General features: G+C 55.5%; 19 protein-coding genes. 4 read left to right on the top strand and 15 right to left on the bottom strand.

Translation table 11 applies throughout. From position 1 onward, the window contains the following. Nucleotides 1–219: 219 nt before the first annotated feature. Together ACR0CW_RS05440 and ACR0CW_RS05435 are read left to right on the top strand one after the other, a co-directional pair. The gene (locus ACR0CW_RS05440) at nt 220–1452 is read left to right on the top strand and encodes an efflux RND transporter periplasmic adaptor subunit (protein WP_480787068.1); all 1233 of its coding nucleotides are present in this window, start codon (nt 220–222) and stop codon (nt 1450–1452) included. Further along, entirely contained in the window at nt 1449–5249 is a 3801-nt protein-coding gene (locus ACR0CW_RS05435) for an efflux RND transporter permease subunit (protein ID WP_480787067.1), read from the top strand. Before ACR0CW_RS05440 ends, ACR0CW_RS05435 begins: the two co-directional genes overlap by 4 nt. A 47-nt stretch (nt 5250–5296) precedes the next feature. Here the strand turns inward: ACR0CW_RS05435 and ACR0CW_RS05430 are convergent, their stop codons facing one another. The 4 genes from ACR0CW_RS05430 to ACR0CW_RS05415 all read right to left on the bottom strand — a co-directional run bounded on the left by ACR0CW_RS05430 (nt 5297) and on the right by ACR0CW_RS05415 (nt 9487). Beyond that, nucleotides 5297–5620: a hypothetical protein gene (locus ACR0CW_RS05430; protein WP_155151218.1), complete on the bottom strand. Its 324-nt coding sequence runs from the start codon at nt 5618–5620 to the stop codon at nt 5297–5299. 162 nt (nt 5621–5782) lie between these two features. Next, nucleotides 5783–6175 carry a DUF2147 domain-containing protein gene (locus ACR0CW_RS05425; protein WP_480787066.1) on the bottom strand — a complete coding sequence of 131 codons (393 nt, stop codon included), beginning with the start codon at nt 6173–6175 and terminating at the stop codon, nt 5783–5785. Between the two features lie 43 nt (nt 6176–6218). After that, nucleotides 6219–8024, bottom strand: coding sequence for an ABCB family ABC transporter ATP-binding protein/permease (locus ACR0CW_RS05420; protein WP_480787065.1), 1806 nt, complete (start codon nt 8022–8024; stop codon nt 6219–6221). Between the two features lie 77 nt (nt 8025–8101). Continuing rightward, entirely contained in the window at nt 8102–9487 is a 1386-nt protein-coding gene (locus tag ACR0CW_RS05415; RefSeq protein WP_480787064.1) for a LysM peptidoglycan-binding domain-containing protein, read from the bottom strand. Nucleotides 9488–9613: 126 nt separating this feature from the next. Here ACR0CW_RS05415 and ACR0CW_RS05410 point away from each other — a divergent pair, with 126 nt between their 5' ends. Next, nucleotides 9614–10165: an LOG family protein gene (locus ACR0CW_RS05410; RefSeq protein WP_480787063.1), complete on the top strand. Its 552-nt coding sequence runs from the start codon at nt 9614–9616 to the stop codon at nt 10163–10165. Nucleotides 10166–10207: 42 nt separating this feature from the next. On the opposite strand, the gene ACR0CW_RS05405 is transcribed toward ACR0CW_RS05410, so the two are convergent. From ACR0CW_RS05405 to ACR0CW_RS05375, 7 genes are all read right to left on the bottom strand, one after another. After that, nucleotides 10208–10672, bottom strand: coding sequence for a baeRF12 domain-containing protein (locus ACR0CW_RS05405; protein WP_480787062.1), 465 nt, complete (start codon nt 10670–10672; stop codon nt 10208–10210). A gap of 415 nt (nt 10673–11087) precedes the next feature. Beyond that, on the bottom strand, nt 11088–12026 hold the full coding sequence (gene arcC, locus ACR0CW_RS05400; RefSeq protein WP_480787061.1) for a carbamate kinase: 939 nt from the start codon (nt 12024–12026) through the stop codon (nt 11088–11090). A gap of 3 nt (nt 12027–12029) precedes the next feature. Then, nucleotides 12030–13028, bottom strand: a complete 999-nt coding sequence (argF, locus tag ACR0CW_RS05395) for an ornithine carbamoyltransferase (RefSeq protein ID WP_480787060.1) — start codon at nt 13026–13028, stop codon at nt 12030–12032. 55 nt (nt 13029–13083) lie between these two features. Further along, a complete protein-coding gene (locus ACR0CW_RS05390; protein ID WP_155151242.1) occupies nt 13084–14310 on the bottom strand; it encodes an arginine deiminase in 1227 nt (408 codons plus the stop codon). Nucleotides 14311–14339: 29 nt separating this feature from the next. Beyond that, the gene (locus ACR0CW_RS05385) at nt 14340–15686 is read right to left on the bottom strand and encodes an amino acid permease (RefSeq protein ID WP_480787059.1); all 1347 of its coding nucleotides are present in this window, start codon (nt 15684–15686) and stop codon (nt 14340–14342) included. 9 nt (nt 15687–15695) lie between these two features. Next, the gene (locus ACR0CW_RS05380) at nt 15696–17183 is read right to left on the bottom strand and encodes a YfcC family protein (RefSeq protein WP_480787058.1); all 1488 of its coding nucleotides are present in this window, start codon (nt 17181–17183) and stop codon (nt 15696–15698) included. A 405-nt stretch (nt 17184–17588) separates the two neighbouring features. Then, nucleotides 17589–18188 carry a superoxide dismutase gene (locus ACR0CW_RS05375; protein WP_170325347.1) on the bottom strand — a complete coding sequence of 200 codons (600 nt, stop codon included), beginning with the start codon at nt 18186–18188 and terminating at the stop codon, nt 17589–17591. A gap of 99 nt (nt 18189–18287) precedes the next feature. Here ACR0CW_RS05375 and ACR0CW_RS05370 point away from each other — a divergent pair, with 99 nt between their 5' ends. Next, on the top strand, nt 18288–19049 hold the full coding sequence (locus tag ACR0CW_RS05370; protein ID WP_480787057.1) for an FkbM family methyltransferase: 762 nt from the start codon (nt 18288–18290) through the stop codon (nt 19047–19049). A gap of 631 nt (nt 19050–19680) precedes the next feature. Here ACR0CW_RS05370 and ACR0CW_RS05365 read toward each other — a convergent pair. From ACR0CW_RS05365 to ACR0CW_RS05350, 4 genes are all read right to left on the bottom strand, one after another. Beyond that, a complete protein-coding gene (locus ACR0CW_RS05365) occupies nt 19681–20247 on the bottom strand; it encodes a sarcosine oxidase subunit gamma (RefSeq protein WP_480787056.1) in 567 nt (188 codons plus the stop codon). Further along, on the bottom strand, nt 20240–23254 hold the full coding sequence (locus tag ACR0CW_RS05360; protein WP_480787055.1) for a sarcosine oxidase subunit alpha family protein: 3015 nt from the start codon (nt 23252–23254) through the stop codon (nt 20240–20242). The genes ACR0CW_RS05365 and ACR0CW_RS05360 overlap by 8 nt, the downstream gene beginning before the upstream one ends. Nucleotides 23255–23297: 43 nt before the next feature. Next, the gene (locus ACR0CW_RS05355) at nt 23298–23627 is read right to left on the bottom strand and encodes a sarcosine oxidase subunit delta (protein WP_155151273.1); all 330 of its coding nucleotides are present in this window, start codon (nt 23625–23627) and stop codon (nt 23298–23300) included. A gap of 85 nt (nt 23628–23712) precedes the next feature. Further along, nucleotides 23713–24957 carry a sarcosine oxidase subunit beta family protein gene (locus tag ACR0CW_RS05350; RefSeq protein WP_155151276.1) on the bottom strand — a complete coding sequence of 415 codons (1245 nt, stop codon included), beginning with the start codon at nt 24955–24957 and terminating at the stop codon, nt 23713–23715. Nucleotides 24958–25087 lie beyond the last annotated feature (130 nt).

The raw sequence follows: 25087 nt of genomic DNA, 5'->3' as shown, positions 1-25087 counted from the left end.
CCCCAGGCGTTGTATTCAGCTGTATAGCGCCATGTCATACCCCGGCACCATCGGCAAGCCAAGTGCCGGAATTTGCACATTTGCACCAGATGGGCCGCCTCTTGCGAAAAAAAGTAAACCGAACTATTCAGTTCAGTATGGACATGCAGCATGCCCAGCCCCATTTCATGGCATGCACACCGATTACGGTATTGCGAAGAACTCAAGGAGACGCACGGCATGCGGTTGATTTCATTCATCAACGCCCTTTTGGTTATTGTCGCGTTATATTTACTAGTTTTTGAGCGTGACGCTCTGTTTGCATTTGCAGGTCGCGGCGATGCCGAGACCGAAACCTTGTCAGAGACCGATTCTGAAGAAGTTAACACCATGGCCTCAAAGGCCATCGGAGTGGTGGCACTGCGTTCGACCGCTCGTGAAATTGACAGCGCTGTGCTGCTTAGAGGGCAGACCAAAGCCAACCGTCAGGTAGAAGTTCTGTCTGAAACTACTTCGACTGTTGTATCCGAGCCAAAGCGCAAGGGCGCCTTTGTCGAAGCGGGCGATCTGCTATGCGAGCTTGATCCGGGTACGCGCCACGCCAGCCTGACCGAGGCAAAAGCCGCCCAACTAGAAGCGCAAAGCCGGGTTCCCGAAGCTGAGGCACGTCTCGAAGAAGCGCATGCGCTGGTTGCCGAAGCAGAGATCAACCTGAAAGCGGCACGTAAACTGTCCGAGACCGGATTTGGTTCTGAAACCCGCCGTATCTCCAGCGAAGCTGCGATGAGCACAGCCCAGGCAGGCATCAAATCGGCCGAAGCCGGGCTGGAAGCCACACAGGCGGGGATCGAAGCCGCCTCTGCCGAGGTTGCTGCGGCTGAGCGTGAGCTCGAGCGTCTAACTATCGAAGCGCCATTCCGGGGCCTACTGGAAAGTGACACAGCCGAATTGGGCAGCCTGATGCAACCAGGCTCGCTTTGTGCGACGGTCATTCAGCTTGATCCGATCAAGCTGGTTGGTTTCGTTCCGGAAACCGAAGTGAACCGTGTGATCGTAGGCTCTCTTGCATCGGCTCAACTGGTAACAGGCCTTCAGGTCGAAGGCCGGGTGACGTTTTTGAGCCGTTCGGCAGACGAAACCACTCGCACATTCGAGGTTGAGATCACTGTTCCGAACCCAGAACTGCTGATCCGTGATGGTCAAACTGCAAACATTCAGATCGCAGCCGAAGGGGTTAAGGCGCATTTGCTGCCCCAATCCGCGCTGACCCTGAACAATGACGGTCAACTCGGAGTTCGAACAGTCGGCGCTGAAAATGTCGTTGATTTCAAACCCGTCCGCATCCTGCGGGATACGTCCGAGGGCGTCTGGATTGGCGGGCTGCCGGAAACAACTGACATTATCGTTGTCGGGCAGGAATTCGTGACCCGAGGCGTCACGGTCGCACCAACATATCGGGAAGCTTCGCAATGACGGGTATTGTCAGTTGGGCCGCTGATCGAGCCCGAATGGTTCTGGCCTTCATCGCGATTTCGCTGATTATCGGCGGGTTTGCCTATGTGAACCTGCCCAAGGAAGGCGAACCGGACATCGATATCCCGATGCTGTTCGTATCGGTTCAGTTCCCGGGCATTTCGGCCGAGGACAGCGAAAGCCTGCTGATCAAGCCGATGGAAACCGAGATGGCCGATCTCGACGGGCTGGATAAGATGACAGCCACCGCCGCCGAGGGCTACGCTGGTATCCTGATGGAATTCGAGTTCGGCTGGGATAAGTCCGCCACCATCGCTGATGTACGCGATGCGATGAATACAGCGCAGAGCAAATTCCCCGACGGAGCCGAGCAATACACGATCACCGAGGTCAATTTCTCGGAGTTCCCAATCGTCATCGTCAACCTGACCGGTGCGGTTCCCGAACGCACTATGGCGCGTATCGCCAAGGACCTGCAGGACGATCTCGAAGCGCTTGATTCAGTTCTTGAAGCGGGAATTGCGGGTGATCGCGACGAGATGCTTGAGGTCGTGATCGATCCTTTGCGTCTTGAAGCCTACAATGTCACCGCCAATGAGCTGATTAATGTTGTTCAGAATAACAACCAGCTAATTGCAGCTGGCGAGGTTGAAACCGAACAGGGCACATTCTCGGTCAAGATCCCTTCCTCGTTTAAAACGGCTCAGGATGTGTATGGCCTGCCCGTCAAGGTGAACGGCGATCGTGTCGTGACGCTGGGTGAGCTTGCTGAGATCAACTACACCTTCGAAGACCGAGCGGGCACCGCCCGTTTCAATGGCGAGTCGACCGTGGCGCTCCAGGTCGTCAAACGCAAAGGGTTCAACCTGATCGATACGGTTGCTGAGGTGAAAGCGAAAGTTGCCGAAGCACAATCAAAGTGGCCAACTGAACTGCAGGCAGCGGTTGATGTCGGCACATCCAACGACCAGAGCCGTATCGTCGATTCGATGGTTCGCCAGCTGGAAGGGTCGGTTCTGACAGCAATCGCACTGGTGATGATTGTCGTTCTGGCCTCGTTGGGGACCCGTGCCGCGCTGCTGGTGGGTTTTGCGATCCCAACCTCTTTCCTGCTGTGTTTTGCCCTGCTCGCAATGATGGGGGTCAGCATCTCGAACATGGTAATGTTCGGGCTGATCCTGGCCGTTGGCATGCTGGTCGATGGTGCGATCGTTGTTGTGGAATATGCGGACAAACGCATCAAGGAAGGCGTTGGCCCGATGCACGCCTATGTCGAGGCGGCTCAGCGGATGTTCTGGCCGATCGTATCCTCGACCGCCACGACTCTCTGCGCATTCCTGCCGATGCTGTTCTGGCCGGGCGTTCCGGGCGAGTTCATGAAGATGCTGCCGATCACGCTGATCTTCGTTCTGTCGGCCTCACTCGTCGTCGCGCTGATCTATCTGCCGGTTGTCGGCGGTGTATCCGGGCGCCTTAGCCGTATCTTTGATCGCACCTCTGACTGGTTGCGCGCTACTACTCCTTGGTGGGTGCGTGCAGTTCTTGTTCCGCCAGTACTCTATATGATGTTCCTGGGTGCGATGCAGATGGTGAACCCCGACTACCTAATGCCCGGGTCATCCTTTGGTGGCGTGATCTTTGGGGCGATTTTGCTGATGTTCGGAGCGTTCGGCGGGTCCGTAGCGTTGAGCGCTGCCAAAATCGAACGCGCACCTGAAACCCGTGTGCATACTGCCAAAGAGCACAGCGTCTTCGGCTATGTCATGAAGTTTCTCGTTGGCAATCCCGTTATGCCCGTTGTTTCGATCCTGCTGATCGGGGCCGGCGTTTTTGCGGTCATGTTCGCTTTCGGCAGTAACAATCGTGGTGTCGAATTCTTTGTTGAGACCGAGCCGGAACAGGCAACGGCCTACGTCCGTGCACGTGGGAACCTTTCGCTTGATGAAAAGGACGACATGGTTCTGGCCGCCGAAGAAGTCATCGGCGCCCACCCTGCAGTGATCAATGTGTTCTCTTTTGCAGGCGAAGGTGGTCTCAACCAGAACAACGGGGGCGCCGAGGCCCCTGCTGATACAGTTGGTCGCGTCCAGTTTGAGATCCTGCCTTGGGAAGATCGCCCGAATATCTCAGAACCCATCTTAGGTGGATTGTTCGATCGACAGGTCATTTCCCCTGAATACGACGGGGACTTTGTTCTAGAAGAACTGTCTGCAGAGCTGGCCTCAATTCCTGGCATCATTGTCGAGATCCAACCGCTTGAGCAGGGTCCTGCATCGGCCAAGCCGGTACACCTGCGGATCAGGGGTGACAATTGGGAAGAGCTGACGAATTCGACCCTTGCAGCGCGAGAGGCGTTCGACAACACCCCCGGCCTGATCAAGACTGAGGACTCGCTGCCATTGCCTGGCATCGACTGGCAGATTGACGTCGATGTCGCCAAGGCGGGTCGTTTCGGCGCGGATGTTGCAACCGTCGGCGCCATGGTCCAGTTGGTCACGCGGGGCATCTTGTTGGGCGAAATGCGTCCCGACAGCACGGATGAGGAAATCGAAATCCGTGTCCGCCTGCCAGACGAAGATCGGGTTCTGTCCACTCTTGATACGCTGAAGGTTCGGACACCGGACGGTTTGGTCCCCTTGTCGAACTTCGTCACGCGGCAGCCAGTCAAGAAGCTGGCGGAGATCAACCGGATCGATCAGGAACGGTACTACGACATCAAGGCAGATGTTGAAGCAGGCCTGAGTAAGGTGGTTGTTGATGGTCCTGATGGTACTGAACAACGACTGGCCGTTGTGCGGGAAATCGTTGAAGGTGCGACACCCGCCGGTACCGTTATCACGAGTGGAGACGGCAGAGAGTTCGAGCTGGTGCAGCTTACCGGCGCCGAAAGCACGGGTGACCTGATCACACGCATCGACAGCGGTGACGCCCGTTTTGCGCTGATCAATCCAAACGAGCGGATTGCAGTGCTGACTGAGTGGCTGAGCAGCGACCCCTTCCCCAAAACAATCTCTTGGGAATGGACCGGTGATCAGGAAGAGCAAGCAGAATCCGGAGCGTTCCTTGTGAACGCCTTCATGGGTGCGTTGGGTCTAATGTTCGTGATCCTGCTGGCGCAGTTCAACTCGTTCTACAACTCGGTGTTGGTGCTGTTGGCGGTTGTGCTGTCAACGACCGGCGTTCTGATCGGGATGATGGTGATGCAACAGCCGTTCTCGATCATCATGACAGGTACCGGTATTGTCGCGCTGGCGGGGATCGTGGTGAACAACAACATTGTTCTGATCGATACCTATCAGGAATACAGCCGGTACATGCCCAGAATTGATGCAATCGTCCGTACGGCCGAAGCACGCATTCGTCCGGTTCTGCTGACGACGCTGACCACCATGGCTGGTCTGACACCTATGATGTTCGGTCTGTCTCTGGACTTCATAAACGGCGGCTACTCGATCGACAGTCCAACCGCTCTGTGGTGGAAACAGCTGGCGACTGCTGTGGTGTTCGGACTGGGTATCGCGACGGTGCTGACGCTGATCGTCACCCCATCACTCCTTGCTCTGCGGGTTTGGGTGACCACCTATGCTGTCTGGTTAGGCAAGTTGTTGGCCCGGTTGACGGCCGGCCGATCCAGCCAGATTGCACAGGACATGGCAATCGGGCGCTCAGCTCGGGACATGCAATCCACCGAAATCGTCTGGGAAGATGGCCGGACACCGCGTGAGGTTACGTCGCCCAACGAAGAAAGCGACCCGACGGAACATCCGCCAACCGCACCTATCAAAGCGGCAGAATGAACAAAGGCGAACCTTCGGGTTCGCCTTTTTCTTTTAGGTTCAAAACCTTAATCTGAGAAAGTATAGGCACCCAAATCACATAGATCGAGGCTATAGTCTTCGACCGTGTATCCATCCGCGAAAACTCCGCGAATATCGTACACGCAAGTTTCAAGACCATCCGCGATCAGTACGCCGATTTCATAATCCGGCGCCAGATATCCCCCCTGCAGCAGATTGCTTTCCCAATCATCGGAAGAAGCCGACGATACGTTGAATTCAACAAGATCTGCCGAGCTTTCATTTATCAGCAAAAATTCCAGATCTTCGGCAACTGCCGCAGTAGCGGACAATGCAACCGCGATCAGCGGCGCAACAAGACGAAACTTCATCGGTACTTCCCTATTGTTGTGAATGAACCCGGCCGGGTTCGCTTGGTGAAATGGTCCAGTTGATTTCAAGGTTGAACACTGACGCGTCAACCAAAACCGTCTTAATGAAGCAATTTTCATGCCGGGGTGATATTCGATCCCACCCACAAACATAATGAGGGTTTATTTCTCCAAACGGGTCCAGGTCTGATGTCCGCACACCACATGCTCGCACCCACGAACTGTCAGCGTATTACCCGATAGCGTCATCTGAGGCGCCACATCCACGTCAATCATTGGGATCCAGAATTCGCCCCCACCATATTTTCCACTTCCCTCACTCGCCACGTCCCAGAATAGTTGCTTTCCGACATTCGGTGTCTGAACCTCCTTGCCCGAGGCATCATAGGCTGATTCAACCTTTCCGCAGAACTTGTCGCCACAGGCCGATATCTGAATGTGCGAAATCAGGTTCTTGCGGTCGGGTTCGGTTTTCCAAAGCCCAACGATAGGGTCAGCACACGCAACTGCAGGTACTCCCAGTGCAAAGAGCGCAACCAATATGTGTTTTTCCATACTGAGAATTCCTTGTTTCCGAAGCACAATAACGCCAACGATCTTAAGCTGCCTGCGTATCTGATTGCTGACGGCTCCATAGCTGCGCATAGCGTCCCTGACGCGCCAGCAGCTCATCGTGCGAGCCCTGCTCGATGATCTCACCTTGCTCCAACACAACGATCTGGTCAGCCTCGGCAATCGTGCTGAGGCGGTGCGCGATTGTAATCACCGTACGCCCCTCCCCCGCTCGCGCCAGGGCATCTTTGATGTCTTGCTCGGTATCTGTGTCCAAGGCCGAGGTCGCCTCATCCAGTAACAGAATAGGCGGGTTCTTGAGCAGTGTCCGCGCGATGCCAACCCGCTGTTTCTCACCGCCCGAAAGCTTGAGGCCCCGCTCTCCTACCTTCGTGTCATAGCCTTCTGGCAAAGCGGTGATGAAATCATGAATCTGCGCCGCTTTGGCCGCTTCCTCCACGTCGTCCTGACTTGCGCCTTCGCGACCGTAAGCGATGTTGTAGCGGATGGTATCATTGAACAGGACGGTATCCTGCGGAACCACACCAATGGCCGCGTGCAGACTGGTCTGGGTCACATCGCGAACATCCTGTCCATCAATCCTGAGCGCACCACCCGTCACATCATAAAACCGGAAGAGCAGCCGACCAATCGTCGACTTTCCTGATCCTGTTGCCCCGACAATCGCCACCGTTTGTCCCGCTTCGGCTGTCAGCGAAACGCCTTTCAGGATGTCCCTGTCCGCCTCATATCCAAAATGAACCTGGTCCAGCTCAACCTGCCCTCCGGAGACGACCAGATCTTTTGCGTCAGGTTTGTCCGTGACCTCTGCAGGCTGTTCCAGCAGCTGGAACATCTGCCCCATATCGACAAGCGACTGTCGGATTTCCCGATATACCGTACCAAGAAAATTCAAGGGGACGGTTATCTGGATCATATAGGCATTCACCATAACGAAATCACCGACGGTCAATGTGCCCTTTTGGACGCCAATAGCTGCCAGAACCATCACACCTATCAGACCGCAGGTGATCAGAAGCGATTGACCAAAGTTCAGGAACGCCAGCGAATATGCGGTTTTTAACGCGGCCTGCGCGTACGCCTTCATCGAGACATCATAGCGTGCAGCTTCACGCTCTTCCGCATTGAAATATTTGACAGTTTCGAAATTCAGCAGGCTGTCGATGGCGCGCTGATTAGCCTCGGTATCCTGATCATTCATCTCGCGCCGCAGCTTCACCCGCCATTCAGTGACTGCAAAGGTGAACCAGATATAGAGCGCGATGGTGACAGCAACGACAACCAGATACCAAACGTCGAACAGCCACATGAGAATGATCGCGACCAGCAGAAGCTCGAGGATCAGCGGGCCGATGGAAAACAGCAAAAACCGCAGCAGGAACTCAACGCCTTTCACACCCCGTTCGATAATCCGGCTCAGGCCGCCTGTGCGTCGCGTGATGTGATAGCGCATCGATAGCTGATGGATGTGTTGGAACGTCTCCAGCGCCAGCGCTCGCAAGGCCCGTTGGCCGACCGGAGCAAACAGGGCATCACGCAGCTGCTGGAAACCAACCGTCATCAGGCGCGCCATTCCATAGGCTACAGTGAGCCCCACCGCGCCCAATGCAAGCGGTGGCACGCCTTCGCCCGCCAAGCTGTCGACTGCGCCTTTGTAAAGGATCGGAGTATAAACAGCGATCAGCTTCGCCAGCACCAGCATGACCATCGCAAAAATCACACGGCGTTTGACCCAGGGCTCATCCTCTGGCCACAGGTACGGTGCGACCTTACGAATGGTCAGCCAGCCCGAACGGCGCTCGTCTATCTCTGGCAGGTTGTCAGAACTCATTGATCGGTCATCTCTTCACGTACCTTAACTGCGGTCAGAGATAGGCCCCAGCCCCCGAAAGGACCAGAGCCAAGCTTTTATTCCGGGATAGTAAATATCTGCCCCGGGTAAATCAGATCTGGATCGCGGATCAGTTCACGGTTCGCGTCGAACAGCTTTACGTACAGAATACCGTCCCCAAAACGTTCACGTGAGATTGCCCACAATGTATCCCCCTTCTGCACGGTGACCGAGCGGATTGAAGGGGTTTCATCCGGTTCCTGATTTGGGTCTGCTTCCTCAGTCGCCTGCAAAACCTCAACCGGTTCGCGTTTGAACGGCGTTTCGACGCGGCTCAGTACCGTTCCGTCGGTGTTGATCTCATCTACACGCAGTGTGTAGACGCCGGGGTCGATCCCCTCGAGGTCACCGCGCCATTTTCCGCTTTCATCGGGCGACAGTTCAGCAACCAACCGATTATCCAGGTACAGACGAACCGCCGAACCATCCTGCGCCCGACCGGTTAACTGAACATCGCCGGTATCAGAATAGCCGATTGTGTCCAACTCGATCTGTTTCGGAGCGTCAGCAGATGCAGTCGGCGATTGGACAAGTTCAACCCCCTCTTCACCCGAACGCAACACTGCAATTTGTTGATCGTCGGTCGCCTCTGCTTCAGGCTCTTCGGCCACCTGTTCATCGGTGTCATCCGTGGCTGTCTGCGTCTCTTCGGTATTTGCGGTGGTTACAGGTTCTTCGGTCGCCGTTGGCTCGGCGCTGGCGATCTGTTCTTCTTCAGCAACTTCGGGCTTCGGCTCGGGAAGAGCTGCAATCAGATAATCATCGGATCTTGCCGATTGCGTCCCATCAGAATGCTCTAAAACCAACCCGCGTGCATTTTCGCTGAATGGGATCGCAACAAATTCAGCAAACTGTCCGCTGTTGTCGACCGTAAAGGAATGCACAGGCTCGCCGTCCAGCAAGACGCGAATTTGGCTACCCGGCTCGGCATTTCCGGACAAAAGCGCGTTGCCATCCTTTTCAACAAAGATCTGATCCAACACAGGCGGGACTACTGCGGGCGGTGTATCTGCGCTTGCTTCCTGTTCGGTATCAGGTTCTTCAGCCTCTGCGGTGGCGTCTTGTGCCGGAGCTTCTTCTGTTGTCTGCTCCTCATGCCCTTGATCAGCGGTTTGCTCACTAGGTGCTTCAGGTGCCGTCTCGTCGGTTTCCTGCGCTTCCACAGACTCGGCCGCTACAGTTTCGTCGACTGACTGCGCAGTCTGTGTTTCCTCTGCCTCGGTGACCTGCTCCTCAGGTTCAGGCACGACTGCGGCCTCTTCCTGCGGTTGCTGATCTTTGTCTGCATCTCCACCGAACATGCCTGACAGGTACAAACCTCCTGCAATCAGCAATGCAACGATACCGGCGATCACCCCCCAGATGAATGTGCCTGAACTTCCGTTTCCCGACTTGGCGTCCATTTTTTTCCTTTCACCCCGCGACAAAAATGCTTTGAGTTAAAAGCATTCCGCCCGACAGTTGAGCCAACCTATCAATCCCGCTATCACGGGTCAAAACTTCTGACACAAGCCCGGAGCCCCCCATTCATGTCTCAGAAATCCGTCTGTGTGTACTGCGGGTCACGAAATGGCGAAAATACGGCCTATTCGGACGCTGCCCGCCAGTTTGGCCAGCTTTTGGCAAATGAAGACTGGAGACTGGTTTATGGTGCCGGAGATGTCGGTCTTATGGGTGAGGTCGCACGCGCGGCCCAAACTGCGGGCGGCGAAACCTTTGGAGTGATCCCGGTACATCTGGTGCGCCGCGAGGTCGGTAAAACCGACCTGACCCACTTTGTCATCACCGAGACGATGCACGAACGAAAGAAGGTCATGATCATGAATGCCGATGCAGTTGTCGTACTGCCCGGCGGCCCCGGATCATTGGACGAACTTTTCGAAGCGCTGACATGGCGTCAGTTGGGCCTGCATGACAAACCCATTTTTGTCATGAATGTGGATGGATACTGGGACGCTTTGCGTGCCCTATTGGACCAAGTGATTGATCAGGGCTTTGCAGATGCATCGCTGTCCGATTTCATCACATGGGTGGGGGATGCTGAAACCGCTATGACTGAACTGCGCAGATTGCTTGCGTGATCAGAGCGAATGTGGGCGGCGCAAACCGCCCACCTGCTTTGCTTATGCTCGCACTGTAGCTTTCAGACGACTGGTCAAAACCTGTTCGACCTTGTGCAAGGGATGGTTGGTCAGTGTTTTGTCGACTTCGGCCACCACTTTTGCCAGGACTTCGCTATGCAGGCGGCGTCGCAGCAGCCCAAGAACGTGGGGGCTGGCGACCAGCACCAGTCGTTTGTAAGCCCCCTTGAGGCCCTTGCGATTCAGCAAATTGGCCAGATCCTGCACAAACAGAGATTTCGCATGGGTCTTCCAGGTGCCCTCTTCGACCGCAGATTTCTGCTTGGGGCCACGATCATAGCGACGTCCGGCCCGATCCGAAGGTTTCAGATGTGCCATTTCCTGTTCCTGTTCTTCGACTGAGACGACGACCAGATTTGGGTCTTCGGCGTCTGTGATATTTTCCATAAACAGCGCCTTTTCTCCGTCGGCGACAATAACCCAAGTTCCCTGTGCAAGTTCGACCATAGTGATCTCCTGATACGGTTTTTGTGGCTATCCCTCGCCTGTCAGGCACAGTTAACCTGTGACGCGCCCTCGGTTTTTGGCACGCTGCCCGATTACTTATCAATTGGTTGGCGGAACTCTCCCCTCCGCATCCTTTAGCTAGGAACTGCCAAGCACGGGTACAATAACTCTCAATTCGAAAGTTGACGTATAGGCAAGTTTCCACCTGTGCCGGCGAGGGCGACCAGCGATAAGTGAGGCATCGCTATGGGAGCTTGGAAGAGGGCGAACACATTTCGACAGGCGATATTTGCAGTGTTGACTGAGATCAGTAATGCCACCGTTCAATACTCGCAAAATATGCCGGTGCTTTGGAGGCAAAGCGCACGAACTATAACTCGCAGCATTACAATGAGCAGAAGACTACTTTTTACGCCTAATGAAACTGTGTTTGCCCCGCGTTCAATGAGATGGTTGTCCCTTTTTCACCACGAACGGCTGCGGGAACATCTGCCAATGCACAGATAATTGCCCTACCTCCGGATGAACGTACAAAGTCCTGTGCCGCCTGCACTTTTGGTCCCATTGATCCCGCTGGGAATTCATACTCATCAAGAGCATCGGGCGTAATTGAGCGAATGCCCTTCTGGTCAGGTTCGCCCCAATTCAGGAACACGGCCTCAGCATCCGTGGCGATGACAAAGAAATCCGCACCAAGGTTCTGTGCCAGCAGGCATGACGCGAAGTCCTTATCAATGACGGCTTCGACTCCCACCAGTTTACGATCGGCGCCTTTCTCATACATTGTAGGAATGCCACCGCCGCCTGCCGCGATGACAGTGGCGCCTTTCTCCAAAATCCAACGGATCGGTTCGACCTGAAAGATGCGCTTTGGTCGAGGTGACGGAACAACCCTGCGCCAGTACTCACCATCTGGTTTTACCGTCCACCCCTTGTCGGCAGCCTCTTTTTTTGCCTCCTCCTCAGCGTAGACCTGACCAATGAACTTGGTCGGGTTATCAAAGGCTGGATCGTCAGGATCCACCTCGATCATAGTCAGCAGAGTAGCGATGTGGTGTTCAAAAGGCAGGATGTTACCAAGCTCTTGTTCGATCATGTAACCGATCATGCCCATCGTCTCACCGACCAGAACGTCCAGCGGGTACTCCTTAACATCGGTGTACATGATTTCCTGCAGGGCCAGCATCCCGACTTGCGGGCCATTGCCATGGGTAATGACAGCCTCATGCGCTTCGCAAAGAGGGGCAAGGGCTTCGGCAGCAATCTTCGCATTCTTGCGCTGATTGTCTGCAGTCATCTCCTCACCCCGCTTGAGAAGCGCGTTGCCGCCCAGTGCTACAACAACGCGTCCCATAGGTCAGGCTCCTAACGTAGCGACAAGGATCGCTTTGATGGTGTGCATCCGATTTTCGGCCTGTTCAAAGGCGATGTTCATATCGCTTTCGAACACTTCCTCGGTCACTTCCATTTCGGTGATGCCGAACTGTTCATGAATGTCCTGACCGACCTTGGTGTCCAGATTGTGGAAGGCGGGCAGACAATGCATGAACTTGACCGCTGGATTACCGGTCTTCTTCATCAGATCCATGTTGACCTGATAAGGGCTTAGCAACTTGATCCGTTCAGCCCAGACCTCTTTTGGCTCGCCCATCGACACCCAGACATCGGTATGGATGAAATCCGCGCCTTCTACGGCAGATGTATCGTCCGTGATGGTCACACGTGCGCCCGTCCTTTCAGCCCGCTCCATCGCCAACTCCCGCACATCGTCATGGGGTTGCGTATCTTTCGGCGAAATCATCCGCACATCACATCCCATGATCGCGCCCAGCATCAGCAGCGAGTTGCCCATGTTCGACCTGCAATCGCCTGAATAGGCGTAGACGATGTCTTTGCGGGGTTTGTCGGCGTGCTCGATCATGGTTTGCATGTCGGCGAGCATTTGGGTCGGATGCCAATCGTCGGTCAGGCCGTTATAGACCGGGACACCGGCATAGTCTGACAGTGTTTCGACCATGTTCTGGCCCGCACCGCGAAATTCTATCCCGTCGAACATCCGCCCCAATACGCGGGCCGTGTCTCTCATGGATTCCTTGTGACCGATCTGCGAGCCCGATGGGTCCAGATAGGTGATATTCGCACCCTGATCGTAGGCGGCCACTTCAAACGCGCAGCGGGTGCGGGTCGAAGTTTTTTCGAAGATCAAACAGATGTTTTTTCCCTTTAGCGACTGCTGTTCGGCACGTGCGTATTTTGCGCGTTTCAGGTCGCGGGCCAAATCCAGCAGATACAGCATTTCACGCTGGCTGAAATCGGCAATTTTCAGATAGCTACGGCCTTTGAGATTGAATGCCATCTTGTCTCTCCCTAACAAAAATCAGTGGGCGCAGGGGGCTGCGCCCTTTGTAAATTCAATAGGCGGGATCGCGGTCGATCGGGCATGTCATGCAGTGGCCTCCGCCTCGACCGCGCCCCAGTTCCTGACCCGAGATCTCGATAACTTCGACACCAGCTGCCCGCATCTTGCCGTTTGTGAACGTGTTGCGCGCATAGCCCACGACCACACCAGGCGAGAGGGCCACGACGTTGTTGCCATCATCCCATTGTTCGCGTTCGGCCTGGAACTCATTGCCGCCGGTTGAAATGACCTCCAGCGAATTCAGCCCCAAAGCCTCTTTGTAGACGTCGAACAGGTGCCCTTTCTCCACGTGGATATCCAAATCTCCGCGGTCGCCGGGACGAATTGAGATACAGGTGATCTGGTCCGCCACTTCAGAAAACGCGGTTACCTTATCGTGGTCGAGACATGTGAAGACTGTATCCAGATGCATGGCCGCGCGGCTTTTGGGCATAGCGCAGGCGACAACACGCTCGGCGCCACCCTTTCTAAACAGCGCTTCGGCAACCTGTGCCACAGCCTGCCGGGTCGTACGTTCGCCCATTCCTATGAAAACCGTTCCATTGCCAACCGGTTGAACGTCGCCACCCTCGACCGAGGCTAGGCCGAAATCGTCATCACTATCGCCCCACCAGAATTCGAATTCGGCGTCTTTGAACAATTTATGATGCCGGTACACCGTGCGCATAATCAGGGTTTCCGGCTTACGTGCAGGCCAGAACATCGGGTTTGTCGTCACGCCGTCGAAAATCCAGCAGGAGGGGTCGCGCTGAAACTGCGCGTTGGGGATCGCCGGCAGGATGAAATCGCCCAATGAAACCAAATCACCAAACTGCTCGTCGATCATTCCCTTGGGAAGATCTGCAAAAATGATGCCACCCAGCATATGCCGGGCAAGAAGCTTGGCATCCATCTCATCCAGCCAGGCCCTCATTTCCACGGAAAACCCCAGCCCGACCATGTTGGGTGTGATCAGGCGATCAAGAAGGAAAGCACGTGCAGCAGGATCTGACCGGATTGCTTCGGCCAGCAGATCCTGGATATCATAAACCTCGACCCCGCGTTCGCGCATCAACGAGCAGAACTCGGCGTGGTCCTTGCGGGCCTGTTCGACCCAGATCACGTCATCGAACAAAAGCTCTTCGCAATTTCGCGGTGTCAGGCGGTCGTGCGCCAGTGACGGGCGCGAGACAATCACCTTGTTGAGCTTTCCGATCTCGGAATGAACGCCGAGCTTCATGGCAACTCTCCTTTCGAAGTATCCGTTTTCTAAATGTCTTCAACGTCATTGGCCTGGTTCCAGCGGACCCAGACATGGATGGGCACGCCCGCAAGCAGCAGGACAGAACCAATCAAAACAGTTTCCGCACCGGACCCGATGAATGCCCAGACCGAGTAAGTGAACCCAAGCATTCCCAGAACAGCTACTTTCGCCAGTTCCGCACCCCGCAGGACTTCGCCACCTTTCAGTCGGATCATGATCTCGGCGACTGAACAAATTGCGTATGGGAGCAGGCTGGCCATTACCGCCAGAAGGATCACAAAGTTGAATGCTGCAACCAGACCTTGCGCGAAGTTCAGGATAAGCAACAGGGATGCCAGAAGGTTGGACAGGATCAGCGCGTTGGCCGGAGTTCCGAATTTCGACTGCTGCCCAAGGGCCGCCGGAAAGACCCGATCAAGGGCCGCGCCGTAAGGCACTTGCCCGCTCAGCAAGGTAAACCCGTTCAGGGTTCCAAATGTCGAAATTACCGCCCCGAATGCAACAAGAAGACCGCCGAATGTGCCAAACATAACCTCACCCACTGCGGCGAGCGGAGCAGCCGATGCCGCCAGTACATCGGGCGGAAGCACACCCATCGATACAGCAGTGACTGAGATATAGACGCACGCTGCAATGATGACGCCGATCACGGTGGCGCGCGGGATCGTCTTTTCAGGTTCGATGACATCCCCTGAGGGCACAGTTGCTGATTCAAGACCAAGATAGGCCCACAATGTCAGCGCAGCCGAAGCAGAAATCGCGGAAATCGCGGTAGTGCCGCTGTGATTGATCGGAAAATAGTTCTCGGTATTGACCCAGAATATCCCCAACGTGCCGATCAGGATCAGAGGGGCGAGTTTCAGGATCGTCGTAATGATCTGAACAAACCCGGCCCCTTCGACACCGCGAATATTGATCAGAGTCAGCGACCAGATCGCGATAAGCGCCGTTGCCAGCCCATACATGGGGACATCGACTATAATCGGGAACAGAAAGCCCAGATATCCGACCAATGCCACCGCCACGGCCGCATTTCCGGTCCAAAGGGCGATCCAGTAGCCCCACGCAATGATGAAACCGGCAAAATCCCCGAACGCCTCTTGCGAGTAGGCATAAGGACCGCCCGGTTTGGTCACGACACGGGATAGTCTTCCGAAGATAATCGCCAAAACAAGGGCCCCGGCCGATGTCAGAACCCAACCTCCGATTGCGATTGGCCCAAACGGGGCCAACGAGGCCGGAAGCAAAAACACCCCTGAACCTATCATGTTACCCACTACCAACGCGATACACGCAGTCAGCCCAAGAGCACCTGATGTTGGCTTAGCCTTTGATGGGGAATGTTCAGTCATCGCGTGGACTCAGTTCGAAGTTGCGTCTGAAGTCTCCGTCTGAGGCGCGTCTATCCCCGGATCTGTCATGGCCCCAATGGTGAGCGCGGCGCAAATAATGACAGCAAGGATAACCAGCAATGGGAATACGAACCGCAACCATCGGTCGTAAGAAACCCGCCCAATGGCCAAACCGCCCATAACAACCGCGAACGTCGGGTTGAATAAGTTCACCCACCCGTTGGCGGATTGATAGGCAGTAACCACCAGATCGCGCCCGACACCTGCGAAGTCAGCAAGGGGCGCCATTATCGGCATCGAAAGCGTCGCCAACCCCGATGACGATGGCACAAGGAATGACATCAGTATCTGAATACCAAACATGGCGTTGATAAAGGCAAACTCGCTTAGGCCAGATACAAACCCCTCGGCCCCCGCCAGAATCGTGTCGGTGATCTTGCCCGCATCCATGATGACGACCACTCCGCGCGCCACGCCGATGATCAGTGCGACTCCCAAGAGATCACGCGCACCGTCGACAAAGGTTTCGACAAAGGTCGCCTCATCCATTCGGGATCCTTCATCCAGCTTACCGACCCACCAGACAATGATCGACATGACAAGGAAGAGGCCTGACATTCGGGCCATCCACCAGCCCAATGCAACCACACCATAGATCATCACAGCGAACGTAATTCCGAACAGGATCAGGATGATAGAACGAGTCCGCGTCAATTCCGGGAATGCGTCGCCGCTTTCCGAACCTTTCAGAAAATGAGCCCTGTTATCCTCGGCCTGATCCGCCACCACTGACAAGGATGGGTCAGCTTTCACCCGCTTTGCATATCGCATGACGAAGGCAATGCCTGCGGTCAGGCACAAGGCAAGAATGATGAACCTCAGGACAATCCCGTTCGTGAATGGAATACCTGCACCTTGCGACGCAACAACCGTCGCAAATGCGTTGAAGGTCGAACCCAAAGTGCCGATCCCCGCGCCCAGCATGATAACAGCGACACCAGTCAGCGAGTCATATCCAGCCCTTATGAAAACAGGAATGATCAACGCATAGAACGCCAGCGATTCCTCGGCCATACCATAGCTGGTTCCGCCAAATGCGAATGCGATCATCAGGATCGGGATCATCAGGATTTCCCGCCCTGCCAACCTGTGCAGCAACCATCCTATTCCGGCATCTATCGCACCAGTTTTTGTGACGACCATCAGAAAACCGCCAATGATCAGAACAAAAAACGCTACATCGATCGCAGCGCTGGACGAGCTTCCAAGTAGCCCCGGGTCATACATGCCGGCAATCGGCGCAAGTATTACCGATGCAAGACCCTGAGGGTTTGGTTCCACTTCATGATAGGTGCCTGGCACGGGGGCTTCGCTACCCAGAGCTTCGTTCATCTGGCGCTCATACTCGCCAGCGGGGATAACCCAAGTGAGAATTGCCACCACGGCAATTAGAATAAAGAGTATCGTGAAGGCAGTGGGAAATTTGAACTTAGACATACTAAACTCTCGAAAGATGAAGTTGAGTAGCGGAATAGTCAAACATTCGAATTTTTATTTTGCCACCTTAGTACTAACCTGACGACTTGTCACTTTCGTAAAACGTGAGGCAGTCAGACACTTGGACAATGTCTGCCTTGGACTAACACCGGCGAGTTTGGACGGGTCGCACAAGCCCTGAGCGGACGTTGATCGGATTTCGACTTTTTGCTCACGCAGCAAGCCGTGTGCCGCAGAAAGCGGAAGTCCAGACATCGCGTACCATTGGCGAGTTCGGACTCGAACCAGTCATTCGATGAAGAAAGAAAAACGCCGCAATGGCATTGGTAACAGCCACCCCAAAAAGAAAAAGCCTGCCAGCGTCACCGCCAGCAGGCCATTGATAAACCCATATCTGGTTAACAATTACATCCGCGATGCAACGTTTTCCCAGTTCACCAGGTTGTCGAGGAAGTTCGACAGGTAGGCCGGGCGCTTGTTGCGGAAGTCGATGTAGTACGAGTGCTCCCAAACGTCACAACCCAGCAGAGCGGTTTGGTTAAAGCACAGCGGGTTCACGCCGTTCTCGGTCTTGGTTACGGCCAGCGAACCGTCTGCGTTCTTGACCAGCCATGCCCAGCCCGAGCCGAACTGACCTGCGCCAGCTGCGCTGAACTGCGACTTGAATTCGTCAACCGAGCCGAAGCTTTCGGTCAGAGCTTTCTCCAGCTCACCGGGCATAGCGTTGCCGCCGGGGCCCATCATTTCCCAGAACTGGTTGTGGTTCCACAGCTGGCTGATGTTGTTGAAGATGCCGTTTTGCGCAACAGCGTTTGCGTCATAGGTGCCAACGATGATCTCTTCCAGCGACTTGCCGTCCCACTCGGTCCCGGCGATCAGCTTGTTGCCATTGTCGACATAGGCCTTGTGGTGCAGGTCGTGGTGATATTCCAACGTTTCCGCGGACATACCCTTGGCTGCCAGCGCGTCATGTGCATAAGGAAGATCAGGAAGTTCAAAAGCCATGTCGGCCCCCTGTTAAATATAAGTTGCGGTTCCCAAGGTTAAATGCTTTGGCCACGCGCGCAGGTCAAGAGCCGAGACGAGAAAACCCGGAGGCAGGCAATGCTTACACAGGCGCGCAAGATGTTCTACCGCGCCCGCGGATACTATGCGGGCAACCTGAATGGCGAGCCCTTCCGCCTTGACCCATATCATTCGAAATTCTGGCGCAAGGCATCATCCGGTGCGTGGGAACCTGAGACATTCGCGATACTCGACAAATACCTCTCGCCCGACCGTGACTATCTGGACATCGGCGCCTGGATTGGCCCGACGGTTCTATACGGTGCCCGCAAAGCCCGGCATGTCTGGTGTTTCGAGCCCGATCCAACCGCATTCCGCCATCTGGCATGGAATCTGGACCTCAACGACATCCACAACGTCTCTGCGTTTGGTGTGGCCCTTTCAGACAAATTCGGCGTCGCTCGCATGGCCTCAGTTCGCGGAGAGCCCGGGGATTCAACCAGTTCTCTGTTACACGACGGAGCGCATGGAAGCGATGCACTTACGATCGCTTGGGACCAGTTCGAATCCGTTAATGATCTGTCCAACATTTCTTTGGTCAAGATGGACATTGAAGGGGCCGAGTTTTTCGTCTTGGAAACTTTGTTGCCTTGGCTGAAAATGCACCGCCCTGCATTACTATTGTCGCTTCATGCTCCGCTTCTGAACGACGAAGTCAGGCTCGAAAGAACACAGCATCTCCTTGAATCGTTGTCGTTTTATGGCACTGCCTCTGACGAGAACCTGAATCCAGTTTTACACCACAAACTTCTGGAACCGGGCGCATTGAAACGGTTTCAGACAATTCTGCTATACGATTAAGAGACGCACGGCGGCGCGGTCACTAGACCCACGCCGCTAATAGCAGCTGAGCTGGTCTCTGGGCCGTATGCTATATAGCCTGGCCGCGTTCCCCGATCACTTAATCTGACTGACCTCGCATTTGCCGTGGCCCCTGGGACGATTATCGAAGCCAGCCACTGTTGCCCTTACCTGCATCTCAGCCTTACTTGGACTTACCGTCGCACTCCAGGATGCGCTACCCTTTCCGTTTCCACGAACCGGGATACCGGAGACCTCCCATTTGACGCGAAACTTTCCGTTACTGAGTTCCGAGTAAGATACGGGAATGGGTTCTCCGTGCACATGCTGGATGTAAGCATCCAGGACAGAGGCTGTCTTGGCTTTCCCGTCAACGAAAACAAGAATACGTTCCGATATCCACCCATAACGCTTTTCAATATTGAACGGAGTACAATCGTAAAGTGTAACTTCGGCCGTGGCCGCATTTGTTATAGAAAAAAGGATACCCGTAAAAAGGGATAGTTTTTTTATCATGAATCAACTCCTATTTGTACACCAACAAACAGAAAACGTTCCATGTTTCAACATGGAACGTTATCGATTTCATACGACTGAATATCGCGCCCGAAGAGTATCGACTGGTTTCAGATCAGTAGAACCCAACTTCACTGCCGGGCTGTGCTGCAACCTTGAGCAGTTTGAATACATAGTCTGCTGCCGAACGGAAACACACCACGCGGAAAGTCTCGGTGTCATCCATCCAGAACGCCCCAGCTACCTGAGCTAAACGTGAACGGCGGATCTGCCCGGGCTGGAAGGCTTCGGCCGACAGTTCGACCGGGGCCAGCTTACCCAGAACTTCGCGTGCATTCCCACCCGAGATACGGAACACCGCACGCGCGTCCGATACGTTGACCGCAAGTGCATGTGTCCCGCTAAGAGCATTGGTCATCGCTGCCAGTTTGGCCTCAACCTCGGCATATGGCACCAAAACAAGCAACTCATCGGTCGACATCCAACAAACGCCGGTATCTGCATCAACGAAGACTTCGCGCTGACCGGGAACCTTCTGCCCTGTCGCATCTTTGACTGCCTTGATCAGAACCTTGTCTGAAAGATCACCACGCAAGGTGATCATACCCTGCAGGCCGCACTCCTCGACCTTGGCAATGCCATCATAGCTGGCGTGGTTCAATGCGCTGATGGGTTCAGACATTCTGCTTCTCCCCGTCCTTGTCAAAGAAGATCGGGTCTACGATCTTGGCTTTGTAGATTTTGTCGTCTGTACCCGGGAACTCGACGATTTCACCCATGCGGTCCGGACCATGTTTGATCAGACCCATGGCAATTCCCTTGCCCAGATTGGCCGAGTAATAGGTCGAGGTTACACGCCCGATCATATTGCGCTGACCGTTGGCGTTTACCCCCTCACCCACTGCGTAGGCCCCATCAGGGATTACGGAACCATCCACAGTCTCGAGACCGACCAATTTCCAGCGGTCGGGATCGATCATGTGCTCGCGTTCTTGCGCACGCTTGCCGAGGAAGTCCTCTTTCTTTTTCGAGATCGCCCAGTGCAGCCCCAGATCCTGCGGGATCACGGTGCCATCGGTTTCGTCCCCGATCATGATAAAGCCCTTCTCGGCCCGCAGGATGTGCAGACATTCGGTGCCATAAGGCATCACGCCGAATTCCTTGCCTGCGTCCATCAAGGCATCCCAGAACGCCTGACCCTGGCTGGCAGGGACGGCGATCTCATAAGATAGCTCACCTGAGAACGAGATGCGGTAGGCCCGGCAATCAAACTCGCCGATCTTGCCGTCACGCCACTCCATGAACGGCAACGCCTCTTTGCTGACATCCATGCCGCCCAGCTTCTCCAACACCTTGCGGGCGTTGGGGCCCACAACGGCGACCTGCGCATATTGCTCGGTCACGTTGGCAACGTAGACTTTCCAGTCCCACCATTCGGTCTGCAGCCACTCTTCCATATGGCCGTGGATACGTTCCGCTCCACCGGTGGTCGTGTGGCAAAGCCATGTATCCTCATCGATACGCGCAACGACGCCGTCGTCGATCAGGAAGCCGTTTTCTGAACACATCAGGCCATAGCGGCATTTGCCAACCTTCAGTGTGGACATCATGTTGGTGTACATCATGTCCAGGAACTTGCCGGCATCAGGGCCTTTGACGATCAGTTTACCAAGCGTCGAGGCGTCCAGCAGGCCAAGGTTGTCGCGGGTGTTCTTCACCTCACGGTTCACCGCGTCATGCACAGACTCTCCGGGGCGCACATAGGCGTAGGTCCGGCGCCAGTGGCCGACCGGCTCCCAATCGGCGCCGTTCTTGTCGTGCCAGTTGTGCATCGGTGTTTGACGGATCGGCTGGAAGACATCGCCACGAGCCTCACCGCCAATCGCACCCATCGAAATGGGGGTGTAAGGCGGACGGAAAGTGGTGGTTCCGACCTGAGGAATCTCAGAATTCAACGAGTCAGCAAGGATCGCCAGGCCGTTGATATTGCTGAGTTTACCCTGATCCGTTGCCATGCCCAGCGTTGTGTAGCGCTTGGTATGCTCAACGCTTTCATAACCTTCACGCGCGGCCAGTTGAACGTCGGACACCTTGACGTCGTTCTGGAAGTCGAGCCAGGACTTCATGCGCAGCTGAATTTCAGCATTCGCCGGCATCAGCCAGACTGCTTCCATCGCAGCCTCGTCAGTCGTCGCTCCCTCTGGTGCCTTGGTGTTTTTGGGTTTGAAACCTGCCGCCTTGGCTGCCGCTTTACCAGCAGCATGCGCATCGGTCAGAACGTCGCACAAGCCCAGCGGCCCGTTGGAGGCACCGGCCGCCAAAACGAACCCTTCTCCGTTGGCGCCCAGTGGCGGACGATCCGGATCAGGACGGAAATGCGCATTCGCTTCATCCCAGATCAGTTTGCCACCGCAGTGTGACCACATGTGAACGACCGGAGACCAGCCGCCCGACATGGCAACGGCATCACATTCGACCTCTTCCCGGGCACCACCGATGCCTTCCTGATTGCAGATCGCAACCTTCTTAACGCGCTTGCCACCTTTGACCTTGGCAATCGCCTTACCGGGATCAACACGAATGCCAAGCTGGCGTGCTTCCTCAGCCAATGGCCCTGCTGCGGCACGAGCATCAACGACACGCAGGACGTCAACACCGGCCTGTTTCAGGATGATTGCGGTACGATAGGCATCATCGTTGTTGGTGGCGATGATCACGCGGTCACCCGGGGTCACACCCCAGTTCACGACATAGTCGCGCATGGCCGAGGCCAGCATGACACCCGGCACGTCGTTACCAGCAAAGGACAGCGGGCGTTCAATTGCACCCGTCGCAGTCACGACCTGTTTGGCGCGGATGCGCCACAGACGATGACGAGGGCCTTGCGTGCCCGGCTTATGATCCGTCAGACGCTCGTAACCCAGTACATAACCGTGGTCATAGACGCCTGCCCCCATGCAGCGTGACCGCATGGTTACGTTATCCATTGTTTCGAGTTCGGAAACCAATTGTTCCACGAACTTATCCACAGGTTCGCCGTTGATGGTTCCACCATCAACCGGGGTGCGACCACCCCAATGCGCGGTCTGCTCAATCAGCATGACCTTTGCGCCTGATTGCGCTGCAGACTTAGCCGCCTGAAGACCAGCGACACCGCCACCGATCACCAGAACATCGGTGAAGGCGTAGAAGTGCTCATAGGTGTCGGCGTCGCGTGTCTCTTTGTCCGGTGCCTTGCCCAGACCGGCGGACTGACGAATGAACGGCTCATAGACGTGCTTCCAGAACGGTTTGGGGTGGATAAACGTCTTGTAGTAGAAACCGGCCGGCAGGAACCGGGCCAGCGCGGTGTTCACAGCGCCGATGTCGAATTCGAGGTTCGGCCAGTGGTTCTGTGAAATTGCGGTCAGGCCATTGAACAGTTCAGTGGTTGTGGCGCGCTGGTTCGGTTCGAACCGGCTGCCCTGCCCCAGACCAACCAAGGCGTTCGGCTCTTCAGCGCCGCTGGCGACAACGCCACGCGGACGGTGGTATTTGAACGACCGGCCCATCATCATCTGATCATTGGCCAGCAAGGCCGAGGCAAGCGTGTCGCCCTCATAGCCCTGCATTGAGGTGCCGTTGAAGGTAAAGGTGACCTGTTTCGACCGGTCAATCAGCCGGCCTTGTTTTGCGAGACGGGTGCTCATGTTGCGGACCTTTCGCAGGCGGAATTACAAATGGCGAAGCGGATCATTCAAAGTCTCTCCACTTCCAGCCGGGGCGCTTGGCCGAAATGGCTTCGCGAATTTCCTTTGGTGGCTCGGTAGTCTGAGCGGAATACGTTCCGAATACTTCAAGCGTATTTGTACAGCGCGCAGCGTGAAACCACTTGCCGCAGCCATTTGCATGGCGCCAGCGTTCAAAATGAACACCTTTCGGGTTTTCACGCATGAACAGGTAGTCGTGGAAATCACCATCCGACGACCCGGGGCCAAAGCGCTTCAGATGCGCTTCACCGCCAGCGGCCAGTTCCGACTCTTCAGCATCCACGCCGCAATACGGGCAATTGAGGATCAGCATATGTTCATCCTTTCGGCGGTAGGTCAGCAACAAAGCCGACCTGAAATCTATCGTTTGACACAGTCAGGACCAGTTCAACCGGACCTTAGTGCGCCACCCCGGCTGCAACGCTTTCGTCGATAAAGCGACCTTCTTTGAAACGCTCCAGCGAGAAAGCTTCGGTCAGCGGCGAGTGGCCCGTAGCCATAAGCTGCGCCATGCCCCAACCAGAACCAGGGATCGACTTGAAGCCACCGGTACCCCAACCACAGTTGATGAAGCAGCCACCCAAAGGCGTTTTCGACAGGATCGGAGACCGGTCACCGGTCATATCCACGATGCCACCCCACTGGCGCAGCATTTTCAGACGCGAGATCATCGGGAAAGTTTCGACCAGCGCTCGGACGGTCTCCTCGATGTGATGGAAAGACCCGCGCTGAGTGTAGTTGTTGAATCCGTCGGTACCGCCGCCGATCACCATCTCACCCTTGTCGGACTGAGACATGTAACCGTGCACGGTGTTGGCCATTACGACCACATCCATGCAGGGTTTGATCGGCTCAGAAACCAAAGCCTGCAGCGCGAGTGACTCCACCGGCAGACGGAAGCCTGCCATCTCGGCCAACTGACCGGAATGGCCCGCAACCACGATGCCCAGCTTGTCACACTCGATCGCGCCTTTGGTGGTTTCGACACCTGTTACGCGGCCGTTTTCCTGACGGACACCGGTAACCTCGCATTTCTGGATGATGTCCATGCCCATGTTCGAGCAGGCACGAGCATAGCCCCAAGCCACAGCATCGTGACGCGCGGTGCCACCGCGTTCCTGCCACAGCGCCCCAAGAACGGGATAACGCGGGCCGTGGATATTGATGATTGGCACCAGTTCCTTCACGCGCTCGGGGCCGATCCATTCGGTCTTTACACCCTGCAGCGCGTTGGCATGGGCCGTACGCTGATACCCGCGGATTTCGTGCTGGGTCTGGGCCAGCATCATAACGCCGCGCGGGCTGAACATAACGTTGTAGTTCAGGTCCTGGCTCAGGTCTTCATAGAGGCCACGTGCCTTTTCGTAGATCGCGGCGGATGGATCCTGAAGATAGTTCGAGCGGATAATGGTCGTGTTCCGACCAGTGTTACCACCGCCCAGCCATCCTTTTTCGATTACTGCAACATTCTGGATGCCATAGTTCTTGCCAAGGTAATACGCGGTCGCCAGACCGTGACCACCAGCGCCTACGATGATGACGTCATAGCGCTTTTTAGGCTCGGGCGAACGCCAGGCGCGTTCCCACCCGGTGTGATAACGCAGCGCCTCACGCGCTACAGCAAAGGCTGAATAGTGTCTCATGTGCGAATCCGTCAGGTCTCGTGATTGGGCGCAGATATGCATTGTGAGGGCAGAATACCCCTGCCGCACAACGCCGCAATATAGTGCTATTGCGACATGTGCACCATTCGCGGCCATTTGTCCCTTTTTT

The organism is Ruegeria sp. CH6 (assembly GCF_056537005.1).
This window is presented reverse-complemented; position numbering and strand designations above follow the sequence as displayed.